The sequence below is a fragment of the Vibrio gallaecicus genome, assembly GCF_024347495.1.
Classification (GTDB): Bacteria; Pseudomonadota; Gammaproteobacteria; order Enterobacterales; family Vibrionaceae; genus Vibrio; species Vibrio gallaecicus.
Genome location: NZ_AP025491.1, coordinates 106738 through 132779 on the forward strand (window position 1 = coordinate 106738; position 26042 = coordinate 132779).

The 26042-nt window shown below is 40.2% G+C and carries 22 protein-coding genes; 7 read left to right on the forward strand and 15 right to left on the reverse strand.

Features of this window, described 5'->3' with window-relative positions; translation table 11 throughout:
* Positions 1 to 92: 92 nt before the first annotated feature.
* From OCU78_RS15100 to OCU78_RS15120, 5 genes are all read right to left on the reverse strand, one after another.
* The gene (locus OCU78_RS15100; protein WP_137372060.1) at positions 93 to 1961 is read right to left on the reverse strand and encodes a methyl-accepting chemotaxis protein; all 1869 of its coding nucleotides are present in this window, start codon (positions 1959 to 1961) and stop codon (positions 93 to 95) included.
* Positions 1962 to 2174: 213 nt separating this feature from the next.
* Entirely contained in the window at positions 2175 to 4046 is a 1872-nt protein-coding gene (locus OCU78_RS15105; RefSeq protein WP_137372061.1) for a methyl-accepting chemotaxis protein, read from the reverse strand.
* 393 nt (positions 4047 to 4439) lie between these two features.
* Positions 4440 to 5810 carry a YjiH family protein gene (locus OCU78_RS15110; protein ID WP_137372062.1) on the reverse strand — a complete coding sequence of 457 codons (1371 nt, stop codon included), beginning with the start codon at positions 5808 to 5810 and terminating at the stop codon, positions 4440 to 4442.
* Positions 5811 to 6100: 290 nt separating this feature from the next.
* The gene (locus OCU78_RS15115; protein ID WP_137372063.1) at positions 6101 to 6766 is read right to left on the reverse strand and encodes a YoaK family protein; all 666 of its coding nucleotides are present in this window, start codon (positions 6764 to 6766) and stop codon (positions 6101 to 6103) included.
* 175 nt (positions 6767 to 6941) lie between these two features.
* A complete protein-coding gene (locus OCU78_RS15120; protein WP_137372064.1) occupies positions 6942 to 7379 on the reverse strand; it encodes a GFA family protein in 438 nt (145 codons plus the stop codon).
* Positions 7380 to 7486: 107 nt separating this feature from the next.
* Between OCU78_RS15120 and OCU78_RS15125 the strand changes: the two genes are divergently transcribed.
* The 3 genes from OCU78_RS15125 (at position 7487) to OCU78_RS15135 (ending at position 10213) form a co-directional block, all read left to right on the forward strand.
* The gene (locus OCU78_RS15125; RefSeq protein WP_137372065.1) at positions 7487 to 8155 is read left to right on the forward strand and encodes a hypothetical protein; all 669 of its coding nucleotides are present in this window, start codon (positions 7487 to 7489) and stop codon (positions 8153 to 8155) included.
* 134 nt (positions 8156 to 8289) lie between these two features.
* Positions 8290 to 8586 carry an isoamylase early set domain-containing protein gene (locus OCU78_RS15130; RefSeq protein WP_137372066.1) on the forward strand — a complete coding sequence of 99 codons (297 nt, stop codon included), beginning with the start codon at positions 8290 to 8292 and terminating at the stop codon, positions 8584 to 8586.
* Positions 8587 to 8935: 349 nt separating this feature from the next.
* On the forward strand, positions 8936 to 10213 hold the full coding sequence (locus OCU78_RS15135) for a peptidoglycan DD-metalloendopeptidase family protein (RefSeq protein WP_137372067.1): 1278 nt from the start codon (positions 8936 to 8938) through the stop codon (positions 10211 to 10213).
* A 98-nt stretch (positions 10214 to 10311) separates the two neighbouring features.
* Here the strand turns inward: OCU78_RS15135 and OCU78_RS15140 are convergent, their stop codons facing one another.
* Together OCU78_RS15140 and OCU78_RS15145 are read right to left on the reverse strand one after the other, a co-directional pair.
* Positions 10312 to 12147 carry a putative bifunctional diguanylate cyclase/phosphodiesterase gene (locus OCU78_RS15140; protein ID WP_137372068.1) on the reverse strand — a complete coding sequence of 612 codons (1836 nt, stop codon included), beginning with the start codon at positions 12145 to 12147 and terminating at the stop codon, positions 10312 to 10314.
* Between the two features lie 159 nt (positions 12148 to 12306).
* Positions 12307 to 13224 (reverse strand): LysR family transcriptional regulator, encoded by a 918-nt coding sequence (locus OCU78_RS15145; RefSeq protein WP_137372069.1) that lies wholly within the window; start codon positions 13222 to 13224, stop codon positions 12307 to 12309.
* Between the two features lie 107 nt (positions 13225 to 13331).
* Between OCU78_RS15145 and OCU78_RS15150 the strand changes: the two genes are divergently transcribed.
* The 3 genes from OCU78_RS15150 (at position 13332) to OCU78_RS15160 (ending at position 15403) form a co-directional block, all read left to right on the forward strand.
* Positions 13332 to 14540 (forward strand): multidrug effflux MFS transporter, encoded by a 1209-nt coding sequence (locus OCU78_RS15150; protein WP_137372070.1) that lies wholly within the window; start codon positions 13332 to 13334, stop codon positions 14538 to 14540.
* A 129-nt stretch (positions 14541 to 14669) separates the two neighbouring features.
* Positions 14670 to 15020, forward strand: a complete 351-nt coding sequence (locus tag OCU78_RS15155) for a hypothetical protein (RefSeq protein WP_137372071.1) — start codon at positions 14670 to 14672, stop codon at positions 15018 to 15020.
* Between the two features lie 248 nt (positions 15021 to 15268).
* Entirely contained in the window at positions 15269 to 15403 is a 135-nt protein-coding gene (locus tag OCU78_RS15160) for a hypothetical protein (RefSeq protein WP_257217070.1), read from the forward strand.
* Positions 15404 to 15657: 254 nt separating this feature from the next.
* Here OCU78_RS15160 and OCU78_RS15165 read toward each other — a convergent pair whose 3' ends face one another.
* Both OCU78_RS15165 and OCU78_RS15170 read right to left on the reverse strand, forming a co-directional pair.
* Complete coding sequence (locus OCU78_RS15165; RefSeq protein ID WP_137372072.1) at positions 15658 to 16275, reverse strand: glutaredoxin domain-containing protein; 618 nt, start codon at positions 16273 to 16275, stop codon at positions 15658 to 15660.
* Positions 16276 to 16337: 62 nt separating this feature from the next.
* Positions 16338 to 17216: a DMT family transporter gene (locus tag OCU78_RS15170; RefSeq protein ID WP_137372073.1), complete on the reverse strand. Its 879-nt coding sequence runs from the start codon at positions 17214 to 17216 to the stop codon at positions 16338 to 16340.
* Positions 17217 to 17475: 259 nt separating this feature from the next.
* Here OCU78_RS15170 and OCU78_RS15175 point away from each other — a divergent pair, with 259 nt between their 5' ends.
* Positions 17476 to 18492 (forward strand): succinylglutamate desuccinylase/aspartoacylase family protein, encoded by a 1017-nt coding sequence (locus tag OCU78_RS15175; RefSeq protein WP_137372074.1) that lies wholly within the window; start codon positions 17476 to 17478, stop codon positions 18490 to 18492.
* A gap of 189 nt (positions 18493 to 18681) precedes the next feature.
* Here the strand turns inward: OCU78_RS15175 and OCU78_RS15180 are convergent, their stop codons facing one another.
* The 6 genes from OCU78_RS15180 to OCU78_RS15205 form a co-directional block, all read right to left on the reverse strand.
* A complete protein-coding gene (locus OCU78_RS15180; RefSeq protein WP_137372075.1) occupies positions 18682 to 19608 on the reverse strand; it encodes a porin in 927 nt (308 codons plus the stop codon).
* 284 nt (positions 19609 to 19892) lie between these two features.
* Positions 19893 to 20615 carry a DsbA family protein gene (locus OCU78_RS15185; RefSeq protein WP_137372076.1) on the reverse strand — a complete coding sequence of 241 codons (723 nt, stop codon included), beginning with the start codon at positions 20613 to 20615 and terminating at the stop codon, positions 19893 to 19895.
* 178 nt (positions 20616 to 20793) lie between these two features.
* The gene (locus OCU78_RS15190) at positions 20794 to 21330 is read right to left on the reverse strand and encodes a protein disulfide oxidoreductase (protein WP_137372077.1); all 537 of its coding nucleotides are present in this window, start codon (positions 21328 to 21330) and stop codon (positions 20794 to 20796) included.
* Between the two features lie 3 nt (positions 21331 to 21333).
* Entirely contained in the window at positions 21334 to 23403 is a 2070-nt protein-coding gene (locus OCU78_RS15195) for a protein-disulfide reductase DsbD family protein (protein ID WP_137372078.1), read from the reverse strand.
* Between the two features lie 108 nt (positions 23404 to 23511).
* Positions 23512 to 23904, reverse strand: a complete 393-nt coding sequence (locus tag OCU78_RS15200; protein ID WP_137372079.1) for a hypothetical protein — start codon at positions 23902 to 23904, stop codon at positions 23512 to 23514.
* Positions 23905 to 24118: 214 nt separating this feature from the next.
* Positions 24119 to 25909 (reverse strand): putative bifunctional diguanylate cyclase/phosphodiesterase, encoded by a 1791-nt coding sequence (locus tag OCU78_RS15205; RefSeq protein WP_137372080.1) that lies wholly within the window; start codon positions 25907 to 25909, stop codon positions 24119 to 24121.
* Positions 25910 to 26042 lie beyond the last annotated feature (133 nt).

The following is a 26042-nucleotide window of genomic DNA, read 5'->3' on the forward strand; positions in this document are numbered from 1 at the left end:
ACCACGTATAAAAATTAAAACCGCATAGAAAGTTCTATGCGGTTTTGTTATTTACAGATTCAGCTCTTCAATATTTAGATTTAAGCGATAACTTAAACCGTGAATTTATTTAAGATTGCGTCCTGCTCTCTTACATTCTCAGTTTGAATTTGCATCTCTTTATTCGCGTTATCAGCTGCATCTGACACTTGTACAGATAGGTCTTTAATCTTAACAGTGTTGTTGTTGATTTCTTCAGCCACCAAGCTTTGCTCTTCGGCCGCAGATGCAATTTGAATATTCATATCAGAGATTTCTTGGATTGAATCACGGATACGTTCAAGAGCTGCATTGGCTTGCTGAGCTCTATCTACCGCATCTCTTGCTGTGGCTTTACTCTGATTCATTGCATTGGATACTGAGCTTGCTCCAGCTTGTAATTGCTCAATCATGTTTCGAATCTCGGTAGTTGATTCTTGAGTTCTTTGCGCGAGTGTTCGTACTTCGTCAGCTACCACAGCAAACCCTCGACCAGATTCACCTGCTCGAGCTGCCTCAATAGCGGCATTTAGTGCGAGGAGGTTGGTTTGATCTGCAATATCGTTGATTACTTTTAGAATGGTCTCAATGTTATTAGTCGCACTTTCAAGTACTTCAACTTCAGCCACTGCTTCATCTATCCGACTTGATAAAGTGTCGATAGCATCTGTTGTATCGGTAACAACATGTGTACCCTCTAAGGTTGCATCATCTGCTGCTTTTGCTGCTGAGGCTGCACCTTGGGCATTGGAAGCGACATCGGAAGAAGTCGTTGCCATTTCATGCATAGCTGTCGCTAACTGTTCCAATTCATGGAGTTGGTCACGCATAGCTTCAGAGGATTCTTGTAAGCCCACAGAGGTTGATTCAGAGCCTCTTAATATCTCTTCACCAATCGCTTTAGATTGAATGATTTGTTGTTGTAGTGTCCCTGTAAAGGTATTGAAGCCAGTAGCCAGCTCTGAGAACTCTTTATCAGTATTCGTATCAAGACGCTGAGTTAAGTCACCTTCACCTGAAGCTACGTTTTGAATGGCTTCATTGAGTACACCTAATGGGCGCATGAGTGTTCGAATGAGCACTAGAAGTAAACCAATACTGATAATCAATGAAATTATCGTGTAGAGAATTGAGCTATCTCGAAGATCACTAACCGATTGATAAGCAACTTCTTCATTTAGGATGACCCCAACAAACCAATCTTCACCTGGTACTGCCGAAAAGTCTAAAGTGTAAGGTATTCCATTCAATACAACCTGTTGCGGTTGATCGGCAATACTGACATTGGGCATATAATCAGATAATGGCTTACCATTTTTATTCGTTTCTGGGTGAGCGATAGTTGTACCGTCAGCAGAAACAATGAATACGTAGCCAGCGTTAAATAATTTTACTTGGTTAACAACATCAGCTAACCCGGCTAGGCTCACATCATAAAATATAGCGCCGATGAAGCGTCCGTTGTCTTTCACTGGCGTTGCAATAGATACCAATATTTCATTGGTAGCAGAATCGGCATAAGGTGCTGTGATAATAAGCTTGTTAGCGTTCTTGGCATCTTTATACCAAGGTCTTGCTCTCGGGTCCCAGCTAGCACCAGGATCCCAAGAAGGGTCATTACTGATGTTTGTCCCGTCTTTTTCGAAACCTATCCCAGCCAGCAGGAAGTTGTTTTTGACAACAGGGCGGGTGATGACATCTTTTATCTTATTGGGGCTAAGGTCCAGTTCAAGCATGCTGGTGGAATAGCTAGCAATGGCTTTTCGACCATTTATATCGGCTGCTACTGTATTTCTTACACCATCAACAATTTCAATAACACTTGCTTCTACTTGTTGCCTCATTTCATCTTGCATCGTGAAATATTGTTTTGCTGTGAGCAAGGAAATGGTAACAAGCAATAGTGCCGACGAAGCCGCAACTATTTTATGACTAAATTTCATGGTCATCCTTAACTATTTTCTTAATCGTTTATAAATTTATAGTTAGAAATAACCACTTCATCCAGCGGATTGGCGTTATATCTATCAATAATTTAATTCTGATCAGCTCTTTATGTGTTTAGAAAGTAAGCCACGAGAGCCTCGTGACTTACTATGAGTACCCAATTTTGTACCTGATCTAGCCTATTTTTTATATTAGGAGCTATTTCTTGATTACACTGTGAACTTGTTTAACAGTGCATCTTGTTCTTGTACATTTTCAGTTTGAACTTGCATAGCGGCATTTGCCTGCTGCGCTGAATTGGACACTTGTGTAGAAAGGTCTTTTATTTTTACCGTATTATTGTTGATTTCTTCTGCTACCAAACTTTGCTCTTCGGCAGCCGAAGCTATTTGGATATTCATATCTGAAATTTGTTGAATCGAATTACGGATACGATCTAGTGATGAATTTGCCTGTTGAGCGCGTTCTACGGCATCCGTTGCAGTATCTTTACTTTGATTCATCGCAGCAGAGACAGAACTTGCTCCTGCTTGTAATTGCTCGATCATACTGCGAATCTCAGTTGTTGATTGCTGAGTACGCTGAGCCAAAGTTCGCACTTCGTCCGCTACAACTGCAAACCCTCTTCCTGATTCACCAGCTCGCGCAGCTTCAATCGCTGCATTTAATGCGAGTAGGTTAGTTTGGTCTGCAATATCGTTGATTACTTTTAGAATAGTCTCGATATTTGCCGTTGCCGATTCCAATACTTTAACTTCTTCGACAGCTTGGTCGATACGAGAAGACAAGTTATCGATAGCTTGAGTGGTATCACTTACTACCGTTGTGCCATCAATTGTTGCTTCATCGGCATCTTTAGCTGCAGCAGCAGCACCTTGTGCATTGTTAGCAACTTCTGTTGCAGTCACCGCCATTTCGTTCATCGCGGTAGCTAACTGTTCTAGTTCTTGCAGTTGGGTATTCATCGCATTTGCAGATTCTTGAGCGCCAATAACCGTCATTTCAGTACCACGCTTGATCTCTTCACCAATTGCTTTGGACTGAATAATCTGATTTTGTAAGTTCTCAGTAAAGGTATTGAAGCCTTTTGCTAAATCAGAGAATTCTTCGTCTGTATTAGTGTCTAAGCGCTTTGTTAAATCACCTTGACCAGAAGCCACGTCGTTAATTGCTTTATTAAGTGTTTCAAGGGGGCGCATTAATACACGGATTAAAACAGTCAGAGCAATAACACTTAAGATAAGAGCAATAATGGTATAAATAATTGAGCTATTTTTAAGCTCTGAAATAGTAGAGAAAGCGATAGATTCATCTATGATAGTACCGACATACCAATCTTCGCTTGGGATATGAGTAAAGTTAACCAAGAAGGTTTTACCATCCATTTCAATTCTTTGTTGCTGGCTATTGATGGTCGCTTGAGGCAAGTAGCTTGAAAGTTTTTCACCGTTATTTTTAGCATTTGGGTGGGCAATAGTCGTCCCATTTGATGTCACAAGGAATAAGTAGCCTGCATCAAATAGGTTCACTTTATTAACCAGTGTTGCAAGGTTTGTGAGTTCTAAATCGAAGAACATACCCGCAGTGAACTTGCCATTATCTTTAACAGGTGTACCTACGGAGATAATTACTTTGTTACTTGATGCGTCCACATAAGGGGCGGTTACGACAAGGCGGTTTTGGGATTTTGCATCAATATACCAAGGGCGAACTCTAGGATCATAGTCAGGTCCTGCGACCCAACCATCATCATTTTCAATAACGAAACCGTTTGCTTCATAGCCAAAACCTACGGCTAAAAAGCTGCCTTTAAGTTTTGGTTTTTCAAGTATGGTTTGTACGTAATCGTGATCTTGAGGGTTAATTTCAATCACCTCAGTCGTGGATTGAGCCAGCGCTTTTTTCGCAGACATTTCAGAAACAACGGTATTTTTTACCCCGGCTACCATTTCGTTCATGCTAGCGTTAACGTGGTTTTCAACAGCACTTCTCACTGTAAACAGTTGTTGAATCGAAAGTAATGAAACGGTCACCAGCAGAAGTGTAGATGATGCTGCAACAACCTTATGACTAAACTTCATAGTACGGTCCTCTCAATAAGCTAGCGAATAAGCTTAAGTAATAATTATTGTTTTTATGATATCGGCAAGTGTCTGACATACTTAATGACATTTTCACACTCACAGTTACAAAAATACAACAGAACTGTAAATTTAAAAGGTTAAACATTCATTTTTGCTTACTAGAGGGTGTTATTTCATTGAAATTAGAAATTAATGAGATCTAGTTGAATTATCACCTTTAAATTAATACGGGAATAATTCAACAAACCTAGGTTGTAAAAGGGAAGAGGGTTAATGAAAATCATTATTAATAGGAAGCGGTATAATCGAATATAATCAGTTATCTTATTTACAAAAACGAAAAAAGCCTCACATAAATGAGGCTTTGTACGGTTTTTGTTCAGCTTGTTTTTAGAAAATCAAGTGCGCTACACCCGCGATTACAGGAAGTGTAATTAGGGTACGTAGAATGAATATGATAAACAGCTCAACAATGTTGACTGGGATTTTACTACCAAGCAATAAAGCGCCAACTTCAGACATGTAAATTAGCTGAGTAACAGACATTGCCGCGATAACGAAACGAGTCATTTCGTTGTCGATTGATGCCGCTAAAATTGCAGGGATAAACATATCAGCAAAGCCGACCACAATGGTTTCTGATGCTGCTGCAGCTTCAGGAACCCCAAGTAATTCTAGAAACGGAATGAAGGGTTGACCTAAAATTGAAAACACCGATGTATATTCCGCTGTAACTAGAGCAATGGTACCCATGCCCATTACCACAGGTAGTACACCAAACACCATGTCTACTGCGTTGTGTATACCTTCACCGAAAACAGATTTTGCTGATTTAACTTGTGATGCCTTATTGATTGCCAGCTCTAAACCCCAAGAGAATGTAGAGTGACCTTCAGGTATTGCATCTGCATCTTTCTTTGGAGAAGTACCATCAATAAAAGTATCTTTCTTCATACTTAATGGTGGCAAGCGAGGGATAATTACCGCCGCAACAATACCGGCTAAACAGATAGCTGCATAAAATGGTAAGAATAGGTGTTCTAATTCTACTTGTGCGATAACTACTAGGCTGAACGTAATAGATACAGCAGAAAACGTTGTACCAACTACTGCAGCTTCGCGCTGTGTGTAAAATTTGTTTTCGTATTGCTTACTTGTAAGAAGAATACCGACACTACCATCACCTAACCATGACGCCATGCAGTCGATTGCGCTTCGACCTGGTAGGTTAAAAATAGGACGCATGATCTTACTCAATAGCGTACCAAAAAGCTCTAATAGACCGAAGTTAAGCAGTAGTGGAAGTAATAATCCAGCAAAGATAAATACAGAAAATAGCGTTGGTAATAAGCCTTCTAATACTAAGCCGCCGGTATTTTCTTCCCAGATTGCTTCTGGACCTACTTGGAAGAAAGTCATGACTGCTGCAGCGCCACCGATGACGCGAACTGTAAGCCAAAGTGGTGAAGGGTTGAATAGACCTTCAAGAAACGGGTTCGATTTTATGAAAGTAGGCTTGAAAACTTTGTAAAAAATGGATGCTACAGCCATAAAAGCAACAATTGCGGTGATCACAGAAACTAGGTATTCACCAAATATGACTTGAATAGATTTCGCCAGAATTGCTACAGGGATGGTCAAGTCACCTTCATAACTAATAGGAGCCATGAATAGAAATAGACCAATGAGAGAAGGGATTAAGAAAATCCAGAAACTGCTTTTTGATTTTGAATTGTTAGCAGCGTTGGTGTTGTTAAGCATTATAGGGTTCTCGTATTACTACTAGTAAAATGTTGCCTTATCCGTGGCACTTAATCACTAAATATCCGTATTTTCTTATCGACCGCAAGACTACCTACTATTTTATCACCTTGCAATACTATTCAATCTATTGGATTAAATATTCACAAATATTATTCTCCAATAGCTGTCATAGGTAAAATATTGTATCACATATGTTGTAAATGTTTATTTTATGTATAGATGTGCTTATTGAGATAAGTATTTCAGACAAACTCAGTATTTCCAGATAACACTATGCTGGCAAAAGCTTAAGTTTGTGATGAGAAAACAGAAAGGTAAATCCAGTAGCCGAAAGCAATAGAAAACGAGAAAATCGCTGGGAAAGCTAAAGACATAATATCAAAGGATTGGAACAATAAAGCCCCAACTAAACCGCCAGAAAGAAAACCAACGATGATAAACATCAGAAGTTTGGCTTTACGACGGTCGAATGGGTTTCCTTTTAGGCTTGAACCCAGCATGATCCCAAGATCTGTGATGATCCCTGTCATGTGTGTGGTGCGGATGATTGCACCGCTGTAAGTCGTAATCATGGCATTTTGTAAGCCACAAGCCGCTGACGCTAAATACTGACCAGAGGTAAGCCCATTGAGAAGCGCCCATAGTGCAAGTAGTAATAGCGCGCCTTCAATACAGAGGGCAACCCCATAACGACGCCCTAATTTTAACGCCTGACTATCAATAAAGAAGCCACTAAACGCAGAGCCAAACATAAAACTGATGATAATCAGCAATAAATGAAGTGAGGTTTGCGTTGGTGAAGTAAGGCTACTGCCCAGTAAAGTCATCGTACCGGATATGTGAGAAATCGCCTGATGTTGAAACCCCATAAGACCAATAGCATTCACGCACCCAGCTAATGCAGCAAGAAGAAGAGCGCCATATTCAATCCAGCGAGGGAGTTTAGATATCATGTCACATAGCTCAATTGAGAAAGGGCAGAATTATAACGCTAGTGAAGTGACGTGCTAGCGTTATAGCCTAGGAATAGTTGATCTGAAGCAACAGTACAGCAATTATCTGTCGTCTGTACTATCTGTTTGTCGTTCAAATATTTCAGACCGAATATGGACTGTTGATGGTATGAAGCTAGTTGTAATGTTCCATTTGGCTATCAAACTTAACCCATCCGTGCTTTCTTTCCTCATAAATAGAAAAGCTTGGGGGTGGGAAATCTTGTTCTTTAAAAAGCCCAAGCGGAATGACAGCAACCTCTGGTGAGGCTGTGATTCCTAATTGCATGGTCGTACCGCAGTTAGGGCAGAACTGGTAGGTGACTTCATTACCCGTATCACTTATTCGGGAAAATGAAGTAGTTTCACCCTGCATCATTACCTGACTAGCTGAAAACCGTACTTGGACGCCAAATACACTCCCTGTGCGCTTCTGACATTCAAAACAGTGACAAACTGCTGTTCGAATAGGTTCACCTGTGCAGACAAGGGTGACTGCGCCACACTTACAGTCACAAGTTCTGACTTTAGTATTCTTTCCTGTATGGGCATCTACTTTAGAATTAATTTCCATAGGCAACTCTCGTTTTAAAAGGATCCGAATAAAGCCTTATTGCTTATTATATCAAAGCGATTTATGGTCTGCACAAATTGACATGGAACTAACCAATATAAGTCGCTATGAAAAATAGAATTTTACCTATCCCACTTATCTTACTCATCCCTATTGTGCTGCTCGTGATCGTGATTGTGGCTGGTGCTTACAGGTTCAGCCTAACGGATGAAGAAATATTAGCGAAATTCCCATCTTCAAACGTTCAGGCTGACCCTATCGTGTTGTCTGTCTTCAAGTTAAAGGCAACAAATCCATGGACAATTAAAGTACCAGAAACAAATGCTTACGCTTTTGTTGATGAAATCATTGAAGAGAAAGGCGTTGCAATTGGTCGTTATGATTCTGGTGTGGAAAGAGGAACAGTAAGCGTAGCAACCAGTAATATCCAAGCTGCTGAAAGTTTTAAAGCTCTTAAAAATATTCAAGGTGAGCAGGCTAGAGAACCATTATTTGTCGCGCCGATGTGGGTATCGAATCAAGGGTCTGGCATATTTCAATACGTGGCGCTTTTTAAATTTGATCAGCAACGAAGTCGAATGATTCTAATAGATCAGTTATTCATCGGTGATCGCGCAAATATCACGGGTTTAAAAATCACTCAAGAGAAAGAAAACCGCTATACCGGAGTGGTTGAGTATCTGCAACATTCCGCTTCTCAAGCAAAAGCAGAATTACCTAATGAACCCCACTCCATAGCCTTTGAATTTGATAAGCAATCAATTGATAAGCAATAAGACTTTATGGGATGCAATGTTTTGTTGTTTATGTGAGCTAAATTACATATTATTGTTCTTAGATGTATGTAATTTAGACACTAAACGAGGATAACACTTGGTGTCCGAAAGGTTTTTTCAAATGGAGCTTGCGAATGATTAATAAACGTTTTTTTAAAACAAAAGATGAAGTAGAAGTAACGTTTGAGCTTGAAGCTCAAGAAGCGACTTCAGTTTCTATTGTGGCTGACTTTCTAGATTGGAAAGAAACGCCAATGAAGAAATTGGCAAAGGGTAAAGTCTATAAATTTAAGGCTCGCCTACCAAGAGATGAGCAGTTTCAGTTCCGTTACCTAGTGAATGGGCAGCAATGGGTGAATGATGCTAATGCTGATAGCTATATCCAAAATGGGTTTGGTGAAGACAACTGTTTAGTGACTACAGGTCAGTAGTTATTCGCACGTTGGTTTAAGTGAAGTAGTTCTTGTCGGGGATTGTTTAGCCTTCAGAGTTATACCATTTTAACATTCATTAAGTGTGATAACCCTTCGGGGTTTAGAAAGCAGAAGTTTAGGCTTCTGCTTTTTGTTACTTCAAATTTGTTACTTCAAACTAAGCATTTTTCTGAAATCATGCCTCTCTTTGAAATCTAGTATTTCCATTTAACCTAAGTACCCCACGATAACTCAAGCACTTAGGCTGGGTTTGGCTGATGAGCATCATATTATGACATTTCACTGATGATTTATGCGCTCAAAAAGCATATCCTGTTGCTTTATGTTGCAGAAAGATCTCTTTACCGTGTATTCAAAAATATTTTCATCTCCGTTTTCTGAGCTCTCGTCACTTAAAAAATTAGCCCTGCTAGGTTTTCCTATTGCAGCCGCTATGAGTGTCGTTTTCAATGCTTCCGACTCCCAACTAACTAAGACAATAGATTTAAATTTGCCCGATTCAACGGTCATTGAATCGTTGTTGTCTCCAATTTCTGAGATTATTGAACCACCTACTTTTGAGTATCAAATCCGCAGTGGTGATAACCTTAGTGGCATATTTACTCAACTTGGTTTCTCATATCAATCGATGATGAGTGTGATGGAAACCGATCTTAACTTCCTTGCGTTAGATACATTACAACCGGGTAACCAACTTCGTTTTTGGCGAGATGAAGATTCGGGTGAGTTGGTTAAAATGGAGTTGATGTTCAACCTTGTGGATAAAGTTTTGTACCGTCGTTTAGACGATGGTAGTTATGAGTTTGAAGACATCTCATTACCTGGAGAGTGGGTACAAACTCCTTTGGTTGGTGATATTCAAGGCAGCTTTTCAATGTCCGCTAATAAACTGGGTTTAAGCAGCATTGAAATTGATCACGTTGTTTCTTTATTGAAAGAGAAGATTAATTTTAGTCGTGATTTACGTGCTGGGGATAAATTCGAAGTTTTACAGAAGAAGCAGTTTCTTGATGGCGTTCCTACTGGGAAACGTGAGATTGAAGCCATTAAGATAATGAACCGAAATCGTGTTTTAAGCGCTTATTTGCACACTGATGGTCAATACTACGATGCAAATGGAGACAGTCTGCAGCGTGCTTTCCAACGTTACCCTGTTGGTCGAAATTGGCGCTTAAGTTCTCATTTTAATCCAAAACGTTTACACCCAGTTACGGGAAGAGTATCCCCACATAACGGGACAGACTTTGCTACACCTGTTGGCACTCCAGTGCAGTCTACTGGTGATGGTAAAGTGATTATGACTCGTAGCCACCCATATGCGGGTAATTACGTCGTTATCCAGCATGGCACCACTTATAAAACTCGCTACCTTCACTTGAGTAAGATACTCGTACGTAAAGGGCAGCAGGTTTCTCGTGGCCAAAAAATTGGTTTATCAGGTAAAACTGGTCGAGTGACAGGTGCCCATCTTCATTATGAATTGATCGAGCGTGGTCGCCCTGTAAACGCAATGAAAGCGAATATACCAATGGCGAATTCAGTTCCTAAAAATGAAAAAGCAAAATTCGTCGCGATGAGAGATGAAGCAGACGCATTACTCTTAGCAAGAGAGCAAAGTTTATAATAAGCCAAAGGCATTGCTGAAGCCGGTTGATATTCACTGAACTTCAGCTTATTACAAAGCTCATACCCGTAACTCATAGCCTGTGAGTTACGGGTTTTTTATGCAAATTTACTTTGTACACGATGGGTAAGGGTATCAATAATCACGGATGGCTTTTCTGGTCGTGAATAGTAATAGCCTTGAATTTGTAAGCATCCCATAGAGTGTAATTTCTCCAACTCTTCTTGGTGCTCTATTCCTTCCGCAATTAAGGTAATATTTAGTTGCTGAGCGAGTTGAATTATTAACCATACCACTCGCTCAGAAATAGCATTACTTAATAGATTTCGAATAAAGGTAGCATCTATCTTCAAGCAATCGATAGGATAGCTTTGAATGTAGTTTAAGCTTGAATATCCTGTACCAAAATCATCTAAAGCAATAGTAAACCCCATTTCTCGTAATGAAGTCAGTACACGTGTTACATCGTCAGTTTGAGTCAGTAGTACGGTTTCGGTAAGTTCAATGACGAACTCTTTGGCTTCGAAATCATATTTATTGATCATTTTGGTTAAATGGTTCAAATACCTTTCAGCGTCATTTAATTCGTGGGCTGAGCAGTTTATACCTAACTTTATTTTGTAACCAAGTCCCTGTTCTAGCTGCTTTTTAGCAATGCAACCCAGCTCCATTATCCTTTCACCAAGTTCAACAATAAGCCCTGATTGTTCTGCGACCTTAATGAATTCAACCGGCGAAACTGACCCATATTCAGGGCTTTGCCAACGGCTGAGTAATTCAAAGTAATCCCATTCATCTTGATTCTTGTAGACAATCGGTTGAACAACCACATGCATTTCTTGATTCACTGCGATTGGGCTCGCTAGTTCGCGTCTAATGGCAGCGACTAACTGGGTTTTCCTATGGTAGCTTGCGCTTAAGTGAGTGTCGTAGCATTGCACCTGTATTTCGGGGTGCTGCTTACAATCTTTAAGAGCTAAACTGGTGTTGAACAGTAACTTTTCAATGTTTTTATCTACGTCTTGAGTTCTTGCAATACCAATACTGATCTTAAATTTTAATTGATGCGTAGAGTCGTAATAGCCATCCTCTATCTTATTTAAAATATCATGACAAATTTTTATTGGGTCGGAGTCATAAGTGATAAATGCAAATTCATCTCCAGCTGTTCGGAAGGTTAAAGCTGCGTCTTGTACGCAGGAAGTGATGGTATCGGCAGTAAACTGAATCACTTTGTCCCCGATGTAGTTACCGTTTGCGTCGTTAATCGATTTAAAGTTGTCGATATCAATGAAGGCGAGAGTAAAAGGTGCATTTGATTGCTGCGTTATAGATTCTAGAGTGTCGGATAAGCAGCTACGGTTAAGAAGCCCGGTAAGGTTATCGTGTGAGACTTCATAGCTGAGCTGATTGACGAGCTGTTCTGAGCGATCACTGAACCATAGTTCCTGTAACGTATGATTTATCATATCCGCAAACATTTGATGGTGTCGTATCAGCTTTTGTTTATCTCCATTACTGATCGGTAAGATAAATGTGGAATAGAGTACACCCATAGTATCCCCATTACGCGCTTTAATCGGGATGGCTATATAGTTCTCTGAGATAAACTCATGACTAAGAGTGTTGTTAGGTAATGACTCTAGAAGTTGCCTGGTAAATGAACAGTGCTGGCAGTCTTGGCGTGTTTCTTGGTTGCAAAGCTTATTAGTAACGGAATGGACGTTGACTTGTTGTACTGAATCGTCAAGGACAATGACAACGGGCAAAGTGTGATCTTGAAAATGGCGCTTTTCAATTATCCCCGTGCATTGGCTGCCAAAAACGCGATGCAGCGTAAGGGCAACAGCTTCTAACAAGTCCTGCCCATCTAATTTTAGAATATGACTGATTGTGTCTAAGTTTACTGTATCGTTCAGTGAGAGTTTAGCCATAGAATGTTGCCTATCATTCATTAGTCAAATTTAAGAGCATCAAGTTGCACACTTCTATTTATTACTATTGACGATAAGTCTCCAATATTCAATCTTAATGATGAATTTGTGTCGGTTTTATAAAGGCAGTTCCTTACAGGTTTTACTTTCGTTTTATGCTTAATTTAACTCCATTGGGTGAGAGTACGTTTCTAGATCTCGCTCTTTGTGTAAACGCAATTTAAGATAATCTAAGAACAACTTTGTGCGGGTATGTTCGTAATCAAGCTTTGGATAATAGGCATATACCATCGCTTCGTCAGCTTTAATCCCAGGCAAGATAGGCACTAGAGTACCCAGTTTTAGTTCTTCTTTAATCATCGTCTGGTTAGTGAGAAGAATCCCCATGCCATTTTTAGCTGCGTGAAACAATGCTTCAGGGTTGGTTGTGGCAAAATTGCCACTTAATGTGATCCTTTTCCCTTTTGATATTGTGATTTCCCTAGTGGTTCTTTCTCCCCAAACTAATGAGTTATGTACTTCGAGATCTTGTTCATCGGCAGGGCAGCCATATTTTTTCAGGTAACTAGGCGCTGCATAAAAGGTGGCTTTATGTTCGAACAAAGGCGTTTTTTTAAAGCTTAGTGAATTGAGTTGCTCTAATTCACGGCTGAGCACGAGATCTAGGCTCATTTCTGGTAGCTGGCCTGGAATTGTGGTGATTAGCTGAATTTTGATATCCGGATACTGCTCAAGAAAATCGTTTAAGTATTGGACTAAAAATTTAGATCCGACAGCAATCGTCGCCCCAATTTTTAGTAAACCTGCTGGTGTTTGGTTAACTGATCGAGTTTCATCAACAATTGACTGCCAGCTATCTAGTTGAGCTTTTGCTCGCTGGTAGAAAAGTGCGCCAGCTTCTGTTTGACTTATTGAGCGAGTTGTTCTTTTGAGTAATTGAGTGCCAATGCGTTCTTCTAACCAATTGACACGCTTACTGACTGCTGAGCTGGTGGTGTTGAGGCTTCTAGCTGCTCCATTGAAACTGCCTTCATCTACGACTTTTACATAGCTTTTTACACTGAGAATCCAATCCATATTGTTTCCTATTAGGACTTAATAAAATTCCTACTTGCTTGATTATCAATTATCAGATTTGAATGTAAACTGAATTATGAATAAAAAGCACACAATTAGGGGATTTAATGACTTCAGCAGTATTCAAAAAAGCACCTTTACTTCTCGCTATGATGATCATTGCTACTGGACAGGTAGGGGTGAGTATTTATCTACCCTCATTACCGTTGATTGCCGCTGATTTAGAGATAGCACAAACTAATGTTCAAATGTTGGTTACCCTGTTCTTGGTAGGTTTTGGTGTTTCTCAGCTGTTTTATGGTCCTATGTCTGACGCGATTGGTCGAAGACCTATTTTTATTCTTGGACAGGGAATTTATTTAATCGGTACGATTGTATGTTTACTATTTTCAGATAACGCTACCGCGTTGGAGCTTGGGCGTTTGTTGCAAGGTTTAGGGGCCGGTAGTGCTTCTGTGCTTGGACGAAGTGTATTAAGAGATAGTTATGATGGCTTACAACTCACTAAAGCTTTGTCTTATATTTCGATGACCGCATCTATTATACCCATTGCAGCACCAGTATTTGGCGGTTGGGTGGCTTTTCATCTAGGTTGGCAAGCAGTATTTGGGTTTGTCTTGGCGTACATTTTCGCCATTTTTACCTTAGGTTTCTTTATTCTTCCTGAAACGCTGCCGTATGGGAAAAGTCGTTTTAATGTCACGAAAGTCGTTAAGAATTACGGTGCCTTATTAGTGAATCGACAAGTGATTAGCAGCGCGAGCTATAACTGGATGAGCTATTTAACCAGTATTGTGACACTGTCTTTATTCCCATTTCTAATGCAAGATCAACTAGGGCTTACAACGGCTGAATATGGTTCATTAATGATCATTCCATCCGCAGGTTTACTTATTGGTAGCGTCACCCTGAATATCTTGAACCGTTATTTAAACACTCAAACTTTAATGAGTATCGCGATAACAATTATGCTTTTATCTGGCGCATGGTTGTTGGTTTCTGAGTTCAGTATTTTTAATTTGGTTTGGGCGTTTACGTGGCTTGTGATTGCTCAGGGTATGTCCTTTCCTTTATCAATCAGCATGTTGTTGGAGCCCCATAAAAAGCAGGCAGGTGCGGTGTCGGCATTGTCGGGTTCTATTCAAATGTGTGTTGCGGGCTTATTTGGTGGTTACTTAGTCGAAAACTGGGTGGTGAATAATACAAGCTTAGGTGTCTTTTACATGATGGTAGGGGGCGGTATGGCGTTGGTGCTCTTTTCAACATGGCTAAATTCAAGAAAAATCGAAGCGGCTTCTGCAGAAGCGTTGCTATAGATGTGGTGCGTAGAGATCCGATGTGGTCTGTAGATATGAGAGTGCAACATGCATTATTCATTCAGTAGATCGTTGTAATTAGAGTGATGGTTTCCTACAATGCGTTCGTTAATTTAATAGGTAGATACCATGCAGCACAATGAATTTGAAGTACTGGTTAAAGAGATTTGCAGCAAGCAAAACCTCCCAGAAGCACTAGAGTTATTAAAATCAAATGAAGATACTGAAGTATCTGAAGCCGCTCAATCTTTGGTCGGTCAATTTGCATTGGCTGATGTTGAAAATGAAAAACGCATTTACCATGTGACAGTTCAAGACAACGATGAAGGTGAAGAACAAGAATTTGTTGAGCATGTCATGAATGAAGGTGACGATCTGATTAAGTTCGCTGCGTGGTTCTTTGAATCTATGTTTGAAGTAAAAGCAAAAGATACGTACCAGATTGCTGGTAAGACTTATAAACAGCCCAAAAGAAGCTAATAAGCTATTTCTTGAAAAAGCTATTTATTGGCAAAGTAATCGATTTAAAAAGGTAGCTGTTGGTAAAGATAGCTATTAGTAAAGATAAAAATCAGCCTGAGTGCTGATTTTTTTGTGCCTAATTTCCTCATGGTTAAGTAATTAACAATTTAATTTGCACAAAAGTGTGATTTAAGTCTTGTTTTTGTGTGTTTTGAGAGTAAGATCACTTTATAGAAATCAGACATTAATATTTTGTGGAGATAATCATGGGTTACGAACTAGGCAATGCATACATTGGTCAACTTGTGGCAAAGAACATGATGCACGAAGCTCTATACGGCAAATCAAAGCCGAAAAAAGTATCGTTCATTAAGCGAATGATGAAGAAGATGGCTAAATAAAATACAGCCTAAAATATAGTGGCTATTAAGCACATGCTAGTATTTTATTATGCTGCAGCAGTCTAGTGCTTATTTAATATTTAAGAAATAGTCGCTATTTATAGAATTCAACAAAGCCCTTAATCTCTGCTCTGAGATTAAGGGCTTTGTGTTTATATGTGCCATGAAATTAAGAGTTAAATGACATCAAGAGTGTGGTGATTACTCTAACCCGTCACTCTATTAATATCTGGAATATGCACAGCGAATATTTGCTAGCTAGCGTTTTGATTCGATAGATCAACAACATTGTTAGGTATACGATCTAACCCGTTATCTTTCATCCATGCGGCTAGGTTATCTGCTCCGCCAACATATTTCCCTTCTAGCCATATCTGAGGGACAGTAACCGGTGTTTTTTCGCCTATGATTGCTTTTACTTCAGGAATCATTCGGTACAAAGCGGCACTGTCTTTTACGACGTCATAGTATTGGTATTTAACACCTGCTTCATCAAGTAGGTTTTTTGCTTTTACACAGAAAGGGCAGGTCGCTTTTCCGTAAACAATATTACCTTTGAGAGTATCTCTCTTCGTCCATTCTTTGATAACGGATTGAACGAGTACGCCTCGGTTTAATGCTTCTCCTTGGCTTACAACTTTGCCTTCGACTACAAGAATCGGAGCGTGCCATGCACCAAGTTTTAATGGCTCCCACCAATGAGATAACCAATCTTTTACCTCAAGTTCCACTTCTACGTCAGCCAGCTCATTTTCAAACGTATCTTTCAGAATATCTTTTGTGAGCGTGCATTCGCCACATGGGATATTTACTTTAAATGGACCCCAGCTGCCACCCCAGCGGTACAAAGTAATTTTGATTGGTGTTGTCATTGTCGTTACCTCAGTTCAATTCGCTTAATAATAAAGAACGGGAGAGTCCTATATTAATTTCACTATTTCGTTTTTTTTGTTTCCCAACGAGTAATAAACGCAACGGATAAAATAATAATAGCAGCCCCTAACCATAAACGTCCTGGCGGTACCCAACTGAATACTAACCAACCTGCTAATACATTTAACGGCAGTTTTGCATGGTCAAAAGGTTGAACGAAAGATGCATCTGCCACTGAGTAAGCTTTTACTATTGCCCATTGAGCCAAAGCGGTCATGACACCAGCTGCAATCAGGATGAGCCAAATTGAAGACCCTGTAGGTAATTGCCATTCTGGTGCTGCTAATAAAATGTTGAAAGGGGTAATCATCAATAGTAGATACATTACCATTGTTGAAGGTCCATCTTCAGAAGATAGCTTTTTCACCATAAGTGAATAACATGCCCAAAAGAATGCGGCACCAACGGGTAGTAGAGTTGCCCAACTGAAACTGTCTGCCCATGGTTCAAGAATGATCATTGCACCGGCAAAGCCTGCTAAGGTCGCTCCCCAACGTGCAGCTCCTACTTTTTCTTTAAGAAATAACCCAGAACCTACAGTGGCAAAGAGTGGAGATGTCATTAATAACGCAATGCCTTGCCAAATAGGCACAGGATAAGCAAGCGCCCACAGCCAAAGCTGGATGCCAATAACCGATAGAAATACACGTAGAATGTGCATTTTCAAATGGTTAGTTCTTAATGAACGCCTAATACCAAGAGTGCGTAAATAAGGAATGATCACAACAAGCGCTATGGCATATTGAATGACGGCAACGGTAGTTGAAGGTAGCCCGAACTTGATGCTGGCGACTTGAGCAAGGCTATTGACGATAGCAAATGCAAGACCGGCGGTGAGCATCCAGCTTGCGCCTTGTAAGGGGTGGTGAGGTTGACTCATAATTTTACGGAACCAAGCATATGGTGCGGTTAATAATAGAATTCCAGAATCATACGATTAATCATGCAGTAAGCCAATGTTTATGCTTTGGCTAAGTTGTTCGAATTGTTGGAACAATCAGATTACCTATAGAAGTGGTGACAAATGAATCAGTACTTGTTCAGCTATTAATATCCTCTATGATGACATTCTCAAGTGATTCAAATTATCTTGTTGATCCCTTTTTCTCAGCTGCAAATCAGACATCACGGAGTGATAAATGAATACCGAATTTTTAGATGATGTTTTACAAGGTAGACGCGTTATTACCACTTTGAACGTAGACGATTTACCTTCAGGTGAGCATCAGTTTTGGTTCCAAGTAACCAGCGATGGTTTAGGTCAGCCAAAAAATATGCCAGTCACGGTGTTCAAAGGGACAAATGATGGTCCTAAACTCATGGTGACCGCGGGTATCCATGGTGATGAGCTAAACGGTGTTCTAGCCGCTCAACAAATTGTACGAGAGCTCGTTGGTAAAGAGCTGTCTGGTACTGTCACTATTGTGCCAACGGTAAATCTTTCTGGTTTGCTGAACCACAGCCGAGACTTTATCTCTTCCGATCCTGGTTCATGCCCAGCTAACCTCAATCGCCTTTTCCCAGGAAATGCAGATGGACTCGCGGCAGAGCGTTTCGTTGCTTCACTTTGGGAACGCTTACTGAAGCCGAATGCTACTTTTGCTATTGATCTACATACTCAAACTCGCGGTGCTGTGTATCCATTATATGTTTTTGCCGATTATCGAATTGCTCAATGCAGTGAAATGGCAAGATTAATGAAACCTGACTGCGTTTTAAATGATCCGGGTGATCCCGGTATATTAGAAACAGTTTGGAACCGAAGTGGCATTCCGAGTATTACTGTGGAAGTCGGGATGGGGAAATTTACTCAACCGAAAATGATTCAACGTGCAGTAGAGGGGGTATTCAATATCTTAGCTTATTATGAGATGTTGGAATCTAACCATACCGCTCAATCAGTGACTGAAGTACCACAAATTAATTGGGTTGAAGGCGATAAAATCGTATCAGTTCGGGCGGATGTTGGGGGGTTTATCTTACCTCAAGTTGAACTGCTACAAAGCGTTGAAGTCGGTGATTTATTAGCGATTCAATATGATGCCTTTGGTGATGAAAGCAAACGCTATTTAGCACCATCTTCTGGGAAAGTTCTGAGTTACAACGTGGATGCACTTAGAGAACCAGGTGCACTGGTAGCTCGCTTGATTAGTTAGATCCTTTATCACTTTGAGAGTGAAGGCTGCCTACGCTTGTAAGACTTGGTGCATTTGTGAGTAAGCTCCGGGTTTCTTGTTTCCTAAGTATTAGTTTTTATCTTTTAATAAGAAAAGAGGCCAAGCAAATGCTTGGCCAAAGGACAGTATGATTAGAGTTGAGTTGTACTCAGAGACTCTACTTTCGAATTAGAAATCGTAACGAATACCAGCTTGAAGTTGGTCGTCTTTATTGTCTAACTGTTCAAATTTGTAACCAGCGTAAGTACGGATATGACCGTTGAACTTGTAAACAGCTTCGATAGCGAAGTTATTTGCTAGTTCAGTGCTCGTATCGTCATTTTCTGAGAAGTTATATACACCAACTAGAGCGAGCTTCTTATTTGCTTTGAATTTTGCAGATAATTCGTAGCCCGTGATGTCTTCGTCAGCAACAGAGCCCATTGTGTAAAGGCCGCCGAAAGTGAATGCATCCATCGCGTACTGCGCAACTAGGTTGATTTGGTTGTCACTGTCTTGACCGTTATCTTGTGAAACATAACCCAAGCCAAGGTCTAGCCCCATATCTAGTGAGAACATACCAGCAATACCGTAGCTGTCAGCATCTTTATCATCGGCAGCGATGTAGTTTGCTTTCACTTTAAATTGGTCAAACTTGCCTGAGTAAAGGAAGTTATTTTCGCGTTTATCTTTGTTACCAGAAACGATATCAGCAGCATCTGCACCGAACGTTGCCATTGTATCTGTTACATCAGTGAGCATCACTTGAGCAGAATCTTGCTTGCCGTAAGAAAACTCACCCATGTCAGTTCCAATACCTGCGAAGAAGTAGCGGTTAGAAATATCAGATGCGTCATCGAACTCTGCTTCGTACTTACCAAAACCGTATAAGCCGTCAGTTACTTGAGTTTTGCCTTTCAAATTAACTCGTGCACGAGACTTGTCTTTGAATGAGCTTTTATCAACCGTTTCGTTGTTATCTGAAATATTGAAACGAGCTTCAGCACGACCGCCGACTGAAAGTTTAGTCCCATCTTTGTCGTAAACTGTTGCAGCAAAAGATGAACCCGATACCAATGCTGAGACGATTGCAGTTGCGATAGCTGCTTTTTTCATTTTATTTATCCTATTTAAATATCAATGAGCTTCATGCCCGATTTGTTTTGATACGAGTAAGATAATGTTTATAAATGAAAGATTGATTTCTAATTAGTGACGGTTAAGTGTCGGTTTGGTTTCAGTTTTATGAATGCCAGCTAAGAGATTAATTTGGTGAATAAGGCGTTTGGTGAATGGGTCGCTGAAGGAAGTGTTAATCGATGCTCAAGGTGTTGGGCAGATCAGAGCAAGCTAATCGGTTCAAATAAAAAGGGAGAGTATGCCTCTCCCATGATGTTCGTTTATTTAGAGAAGGCTTCTTTCACCATATCCTTTAGCTTCTCATATGGGACATAACCAGGGGTTACTTGATCATTCATGATCATAGCCGGTGTTCCTCCTAATCCCATCGCAGTAAAGGTCTGGTAGTTTCTGGCAACAATCAATTCTTGCTCTTCACTCGTATTCAGAAGAGCTTCAGTTTTTGTCTTCTTCGCAATCGCATCTAATGAGCGTTTGTCATGGCGACCATTTTTTGCCACTAATAGGTTATGTACTTCAACAAAGCTTTCAGGTTGTTGCTTCCAAACATTAAGTGCGTACAGCGCCGAGTTAGTATCGGTTCCCGGAGCTTGTTGTTGCTGTAAAGGCACGTATATGTTGATTACTTTCAAGTCACTATTTTCTTGGCTTAACTTTTCGAATGCCGCTTCCAATTTTTTACAATATGGACAGTTATAGTCGGTAAAGTTGATGATAACAGAGCTGCCGTTAGGGTTACCCGTAATTGAGTGTGCTTTATTGTTGTATAGCCAATCGTGGCTTTGTGCCTTAACTTTCTCTAGTTGAGCTTGCCCTTCTACGTACTGTTCAAGACTTTCATGTAAATTACTGATAACGCTTGGGTTACTTCTTAGCAGCTCATTAATTTTTAAAAGCTGTACTTCTTGGGATTCAGTCAAAGCGGCTGAGACTGTAACAGAGAATACAGCCGTAATCAGTGTACTAATAATAAGTTTTTTCACGGTAAATCCTTTAACTTTCGTTGTTCTTATTCCTATTTAGAGCGCGTTGTTCTTTATAAAAAACAGTTATAAAAAACAATCTAACCAAATCCTCTAAATAGAGTCATAAATTTAAAATGCAGTTATGGAACGACACAAAGATCGTTCTACGTGAATAGTGCTCAATATAAATTGTGCTCTATACAAATAAAGTTCTAAACCAAAGCCCCCAAGGTGTGGTTACCCCTGTCGAAGTGTGCTTTATTTCACCGTCTTTTATGATCACGATGGTAGGAGTGACACTAATTTTCCAGTCTCGGTTGAGGTTTCCGGTAGCGTCATTGAGTACAGGGAAGTCGTACTCTTTTGCGGAAAGAAATCGACGAACTCGTTCATCTTCACCTGAGGAAAGTGCCACAGTAACCACTTGATGATCATTAGCAAACCAGTTGATGGTTGGGCTTACAAATTTGCATGCACCGCACCATGTTGCCCAAAAATAGACAATAACGGGTTCACCTGATTTGCTTTGTTCAATAACATCAATGAATTCACCTTGCACAGTCATTCCTGATATGGGGAGAGCTGCGCCAGTTGGTAGTTTGGCACTGTGATAAAAATCCATAGCGTAAGAAACGATGCCAACGATCAAGATAATATAGACGAGTTCTTTCGCCCATTTTTTTACTCGGCTTGGCTTCTCATTTTTGTGAGAGTCTTTTGAGTGTTTATCCATCAATTATCTCGCTGTATTTAAAGCTTGAGTTACGGTATCACTATCCAAAATAACAGGAAGAGGGATACCATTTTCATAACTTGGTCCGTATATAATGTTGAATGGCACACCGAATCGACCGTTACTCTGTAGGTAATCGGTGACACTTTTATTTGGTGTCGTCCAATCGCCTTTCATAAGAACAATATCGTCTGCTTTTAGGTGGCTATAAACCGGATCTTGTAAGATCACGCCAATCTTGTTGGCTTTACACGTAATACACCAGTCGGCAGTGACATCCACAAAGACAGTTTTTCCTTGTTTAACTAGTGCTGGTATTTCAGTCGCTTCTAATGGTTGCCAATTAAGGTCATCCACAATTGGGGTTGACCAGTTGTCAGCAGTTAAACTGCCTGCAATTAATCCACCGCCAAAAACAAGTGTAGATATAGCAATAATAGGAACTAACACTTTTCTTCCCAGCTTCACACCAATCCAAACTAATACGCTAATCAGTAATCCAGCAGTCAAAACGATGGTCGGAAATAGCCCAATAAATGGAGTTAATAAGCTGCTTAACCATAAGCTAGTCGCAAGCATCATCATTCCGAAAGTAAGCTTAACCTTAAACATCCAGTTACCTGGTTTAGGTAAGAATTGAACCATTTTTGGGAAGGCTGCAAAAAGTAACCACGGAAAGCTCATACCCACGCCGAGCGCAACAAATATAGCCCACAACTCTTGGTAGCTTGCTCCTAAGGCATAAGCGACAGCAGTCCCTAGAAACGGAGCACTACAAGGCGTAGCAAGTAATGTTGCGAACATACCTTGAATAAAATGACCTGAGTGCGAGTTATTTCCTTTCAAAGCCATCCAAGTATTTAGGTTTGATGGGAGTTTGAATTCAAATAAACCAAGTAGATTAGTCGCAAAAAGCGTGGTCACAAATAGCATAAACGCAATGAACCATCCGCTTTGGAATTGGATGCCCCAACCAATAGCGTTGCCTCCCATTTTCAGCATTGAAATGCCAAAAGCGAGGATAGCAAATGAGGTAATAATACCTGCTGCTGAAGCGATGAATGAGCCTCGAATATGACGAGAAGATGCTCCTTGGTTTCCGATCATGCTGTTGAGTTTCATTCCAAGAACAGGAAGTACGCATGGCATAATGTTAAGTATGAATCCGCCAATGAGGGCAAAACCTAACATGGCAAAGAAGCTGTTGTTAGTTTCTTGATAAATAACAGGTTGAGAACCAACTTCTCCAGTTAATTCACTGGCAAAAGTTTCATCGGAAATGGTTAACGAAATACTACGACCCACGAGGTTGGTTTCACCTAGCCAGTTGCTCACATCAAACACTGCCGTTAGCGTATTACCTGAAATATGCAGGGTGGGTTGTGCAAAGAACTCATCCAATACCTCGTTGCCATCCACTAGTATTTGGGGTTTGTCCCAGGCTTTTGTGTTCGAAAATTGTGTGACAAGCTGTTGTTTCTCTTCATTCCAATATAGACCTTTGGTTGAAACATTTTGCTCGCTAGCATTGGAATCAATTTTTACGGGGGTTTTACTCATGCCTTGGTTGAATATAAACATAGCTTCTTCATCTAGCTGTAAAGATGAAGGGTTGATAGGCAATGAAATATTGTAATCAGTCAGAACACAAATGTTCGTACACGATGGGAATCTCAACTTTGCATTAAAAGTCGCACCTTGAGTAATGTCATCTAACGTTAGAGTGATTGGGAAACTGACGTGAGATTTGTAACCTAACGTCATTACACCAAGTTGCTCGTAATATTTAGGTACAGGCCAGTGCCAATCGACGGCTTTAATATTGGTCGATTCAGTCCAATCCCATTCAGGTGCAATCCCACCTTCTCCGGGGCTACGCCAGTATGTTTTCCAATCACCGTCTAAAGTTACGTCTAGAACGGCGCTGATCGTACTGAGTTCAGGATCTTGTTGACCTGTAGACATCATTCGAAGCTTTACGGGCGGATGCTCAGGTGCTGATATCCAACCTGTACTTTGAGCGAATGATGTTGAAGAAAAACTGATAAATACAGCAATGAATAAAAACTTCATACATGCATGAAGCTGAGCTCGCGCGTATTGCGCAAACCTAAAAAATAAGTGATTTAGCACTAAAATTGTCTCCGAAAATAAAATAAAAGGGTGATTGGACCCGGTTATTTACTCTCGAAATATACAATAAGTGAGGTGCAGGCGGTGCTTTGAACGTTGGAAATCTCTTTGCTCTTCACGGAAACGTCGCAAAGTATCAGGAATAACACTGAATATGACGATTGTGAGCAAAAGGAAACAAGCGAGCCAGTGAAGCTTAGGCGCAGAATAAGTCAGCATCTTCTCGCTAAGGCTACAAGGTTCTTCTGCAGGAAGCTTTTTGATTTGCTGTGAGGAGTTACTAAAAACGTCGAAATAGAGTTGCGCTATATCAGTGATACTGGAAGTTGATTGAGTATCATCACGAGTTAATACCGAATTAGCATAAGTTGTGTTCGGTGACAGGAGTGATGTTGTGGACAGTGATTGGCTAGATAGCAAGCTTGCCAGACAAGTCAACATGACTAATCCGGTTAAAAAAATCGACCAAAGCGCGTGCTTTTGTAAGCGATTTTTATTCGTTGATAATAGGGCTATTTTGCTTGGCAAAGAAATCACAGTAAATATAAAGACCGAGCTAGATTAGTGAAATAATTCAACTTGAGCAAGGTTAAGTTTGTCAGTGAATTGTCATGTTCACTGTATTAATGCTGGCTAGCCCTAATATTACCTAGCATTATTGATTCGATGCTATTCGTTCATTCGCCAGTAAAGTCGATAAGTCATCGATTTCTAAAGGTCGAGCGAAATGATAGCCCTGGTAATGCATACATGCTTCATCTGCAAGCAAATCTAGTTGTGCTTTATCCTCAACGCCTTCTGCAATGACCGTTTTTCCTAGGTTATGACCGAGCTGAATGATCGTTCGGACAATCATATGATCTTCATGCCTTTGTACACATTCATCAATAAAGGACTTATCAATTTTTAACACATCGATTGGGAGTTTTTTTAGGTAGTTTAGTGACGAGTAAGCAACACCAAAATCATCAATAGCAACAGTCACACCAAGCTTTCTTAATTGGTTACAAGCGTTGATGATGTTGTCAGGCTGCTGCATTAAGGTGGTTTCGGTGATCTCTAATTGCAATAAATGTGGCGATAGCTCCACTGTGTTTAAGGAGGAAGTCACCAGGGTATAGATATCATCATGTGCGAATTGAACGGTGGAAACATTGACTGAAACACAAAGGTTAAAGCCTTCGTCATGCCATTTTTTTGCTTGTTTCGTTGCTTCTTCTATTACCCAGCGACCGATGGGGATGATCAGCTTACTTTTTTCTGCGATCCCAATAAACTCAAAGGGTGAAACAACGCCTAATTGAGGGTGGTGCCAACGAATAAGAGCTTCCGCGCCGCATATTTCCCCTGATTTAATGTCGACTTTAGGTTGATAAAGCAGTTTAAATTGCTCGTTTTCAATCGCAGCGGCTAACTCGGTCTCAATTTGATGTTGTCGAATAGTTTCATCTATTAATTCATGATCGTACCAACGAATATTTCCTTTGCCTTGAGACTTCGCTTTCTTAACGGCGATATCAGCGTTTTTACTTAAGATCTCAGTATTGCCCATTGAGTCTTCAAGTTTGGCAATGCCAGCACAAAAGTTTAATTTATAGGAGTATGGATTGATTTGATAAGTTTTTTCCGCGATTTGTTTTAATTGGTTTTCTAATGATTGAAGCTCTTGAGTTAAATCGTTTTCTTCATAGCAGATGATAATAAATTCATCACCACTTAAACGGTAAGATGATAGGTTTTCAGAAGACAACTGGTTGAGTTCTTGAGCAAACATTGACAGCAGTTTATCGCCTTTGTCATGACCAACGCTTTCATTAACGTCCTTAAAGTTGTCAAGGTCGATTTGGATAATTGCAGACTGCTTTGAGGGAAGGCTTTCCATCGACTTTAGTGTATCAAAGTACGCTTTTCTATTACCTAACGATGTAAGAAAGTCCGTTAAACTTTCTTTACGGAATACCAACATTTGTTCCCGAAATTTTTGTTGGTAGTAAGTCATGATGGTGGCAAACACCGTGATAATGACTACTTCAATCGCATCTTCTATAAACTCTTCAAACTCAGATTCAGGCAGTTCATACAAGTAGCTAAGTATCAGAACTCCACCGGAGGCAATCGGCCACATAGAGCCTGGAAAAATAACGATATAAGAAAGTGGTATTAGTATGAAGGCTTCTTCAATAGTATCCAGTTCGAGTGGTTCAACATATCCTCCAACTAAAATGATAGTCATAGAAGCGACAGCTGCAACCGATTTAACTTGAGGGTGTTTGTGAAAAAATGCAATTAGCATGCAAGCAGGGTAGCTAAGGTATATCCATCGAACGAGTTGATGTTCTGATATGAGAGTATAAGAGACTATAGTGACCGCGGCGACAAAACCTAAGGTGATAAGGGTTCTAATTCTGTTAGTGCTAATAGGGTGTGAGCCTAAAAATTGGGTCATAGGGTTTCCTCATAATGTACCTTGATAACTATAATAATTTGATTAGCCCCTCAAGAATGCTCTAGTCAAATTAAGGTGCACTTCAAGGATATGGTCAAAGGTTGTTGATGACCTTAGCAGTTTCCAAATTTAG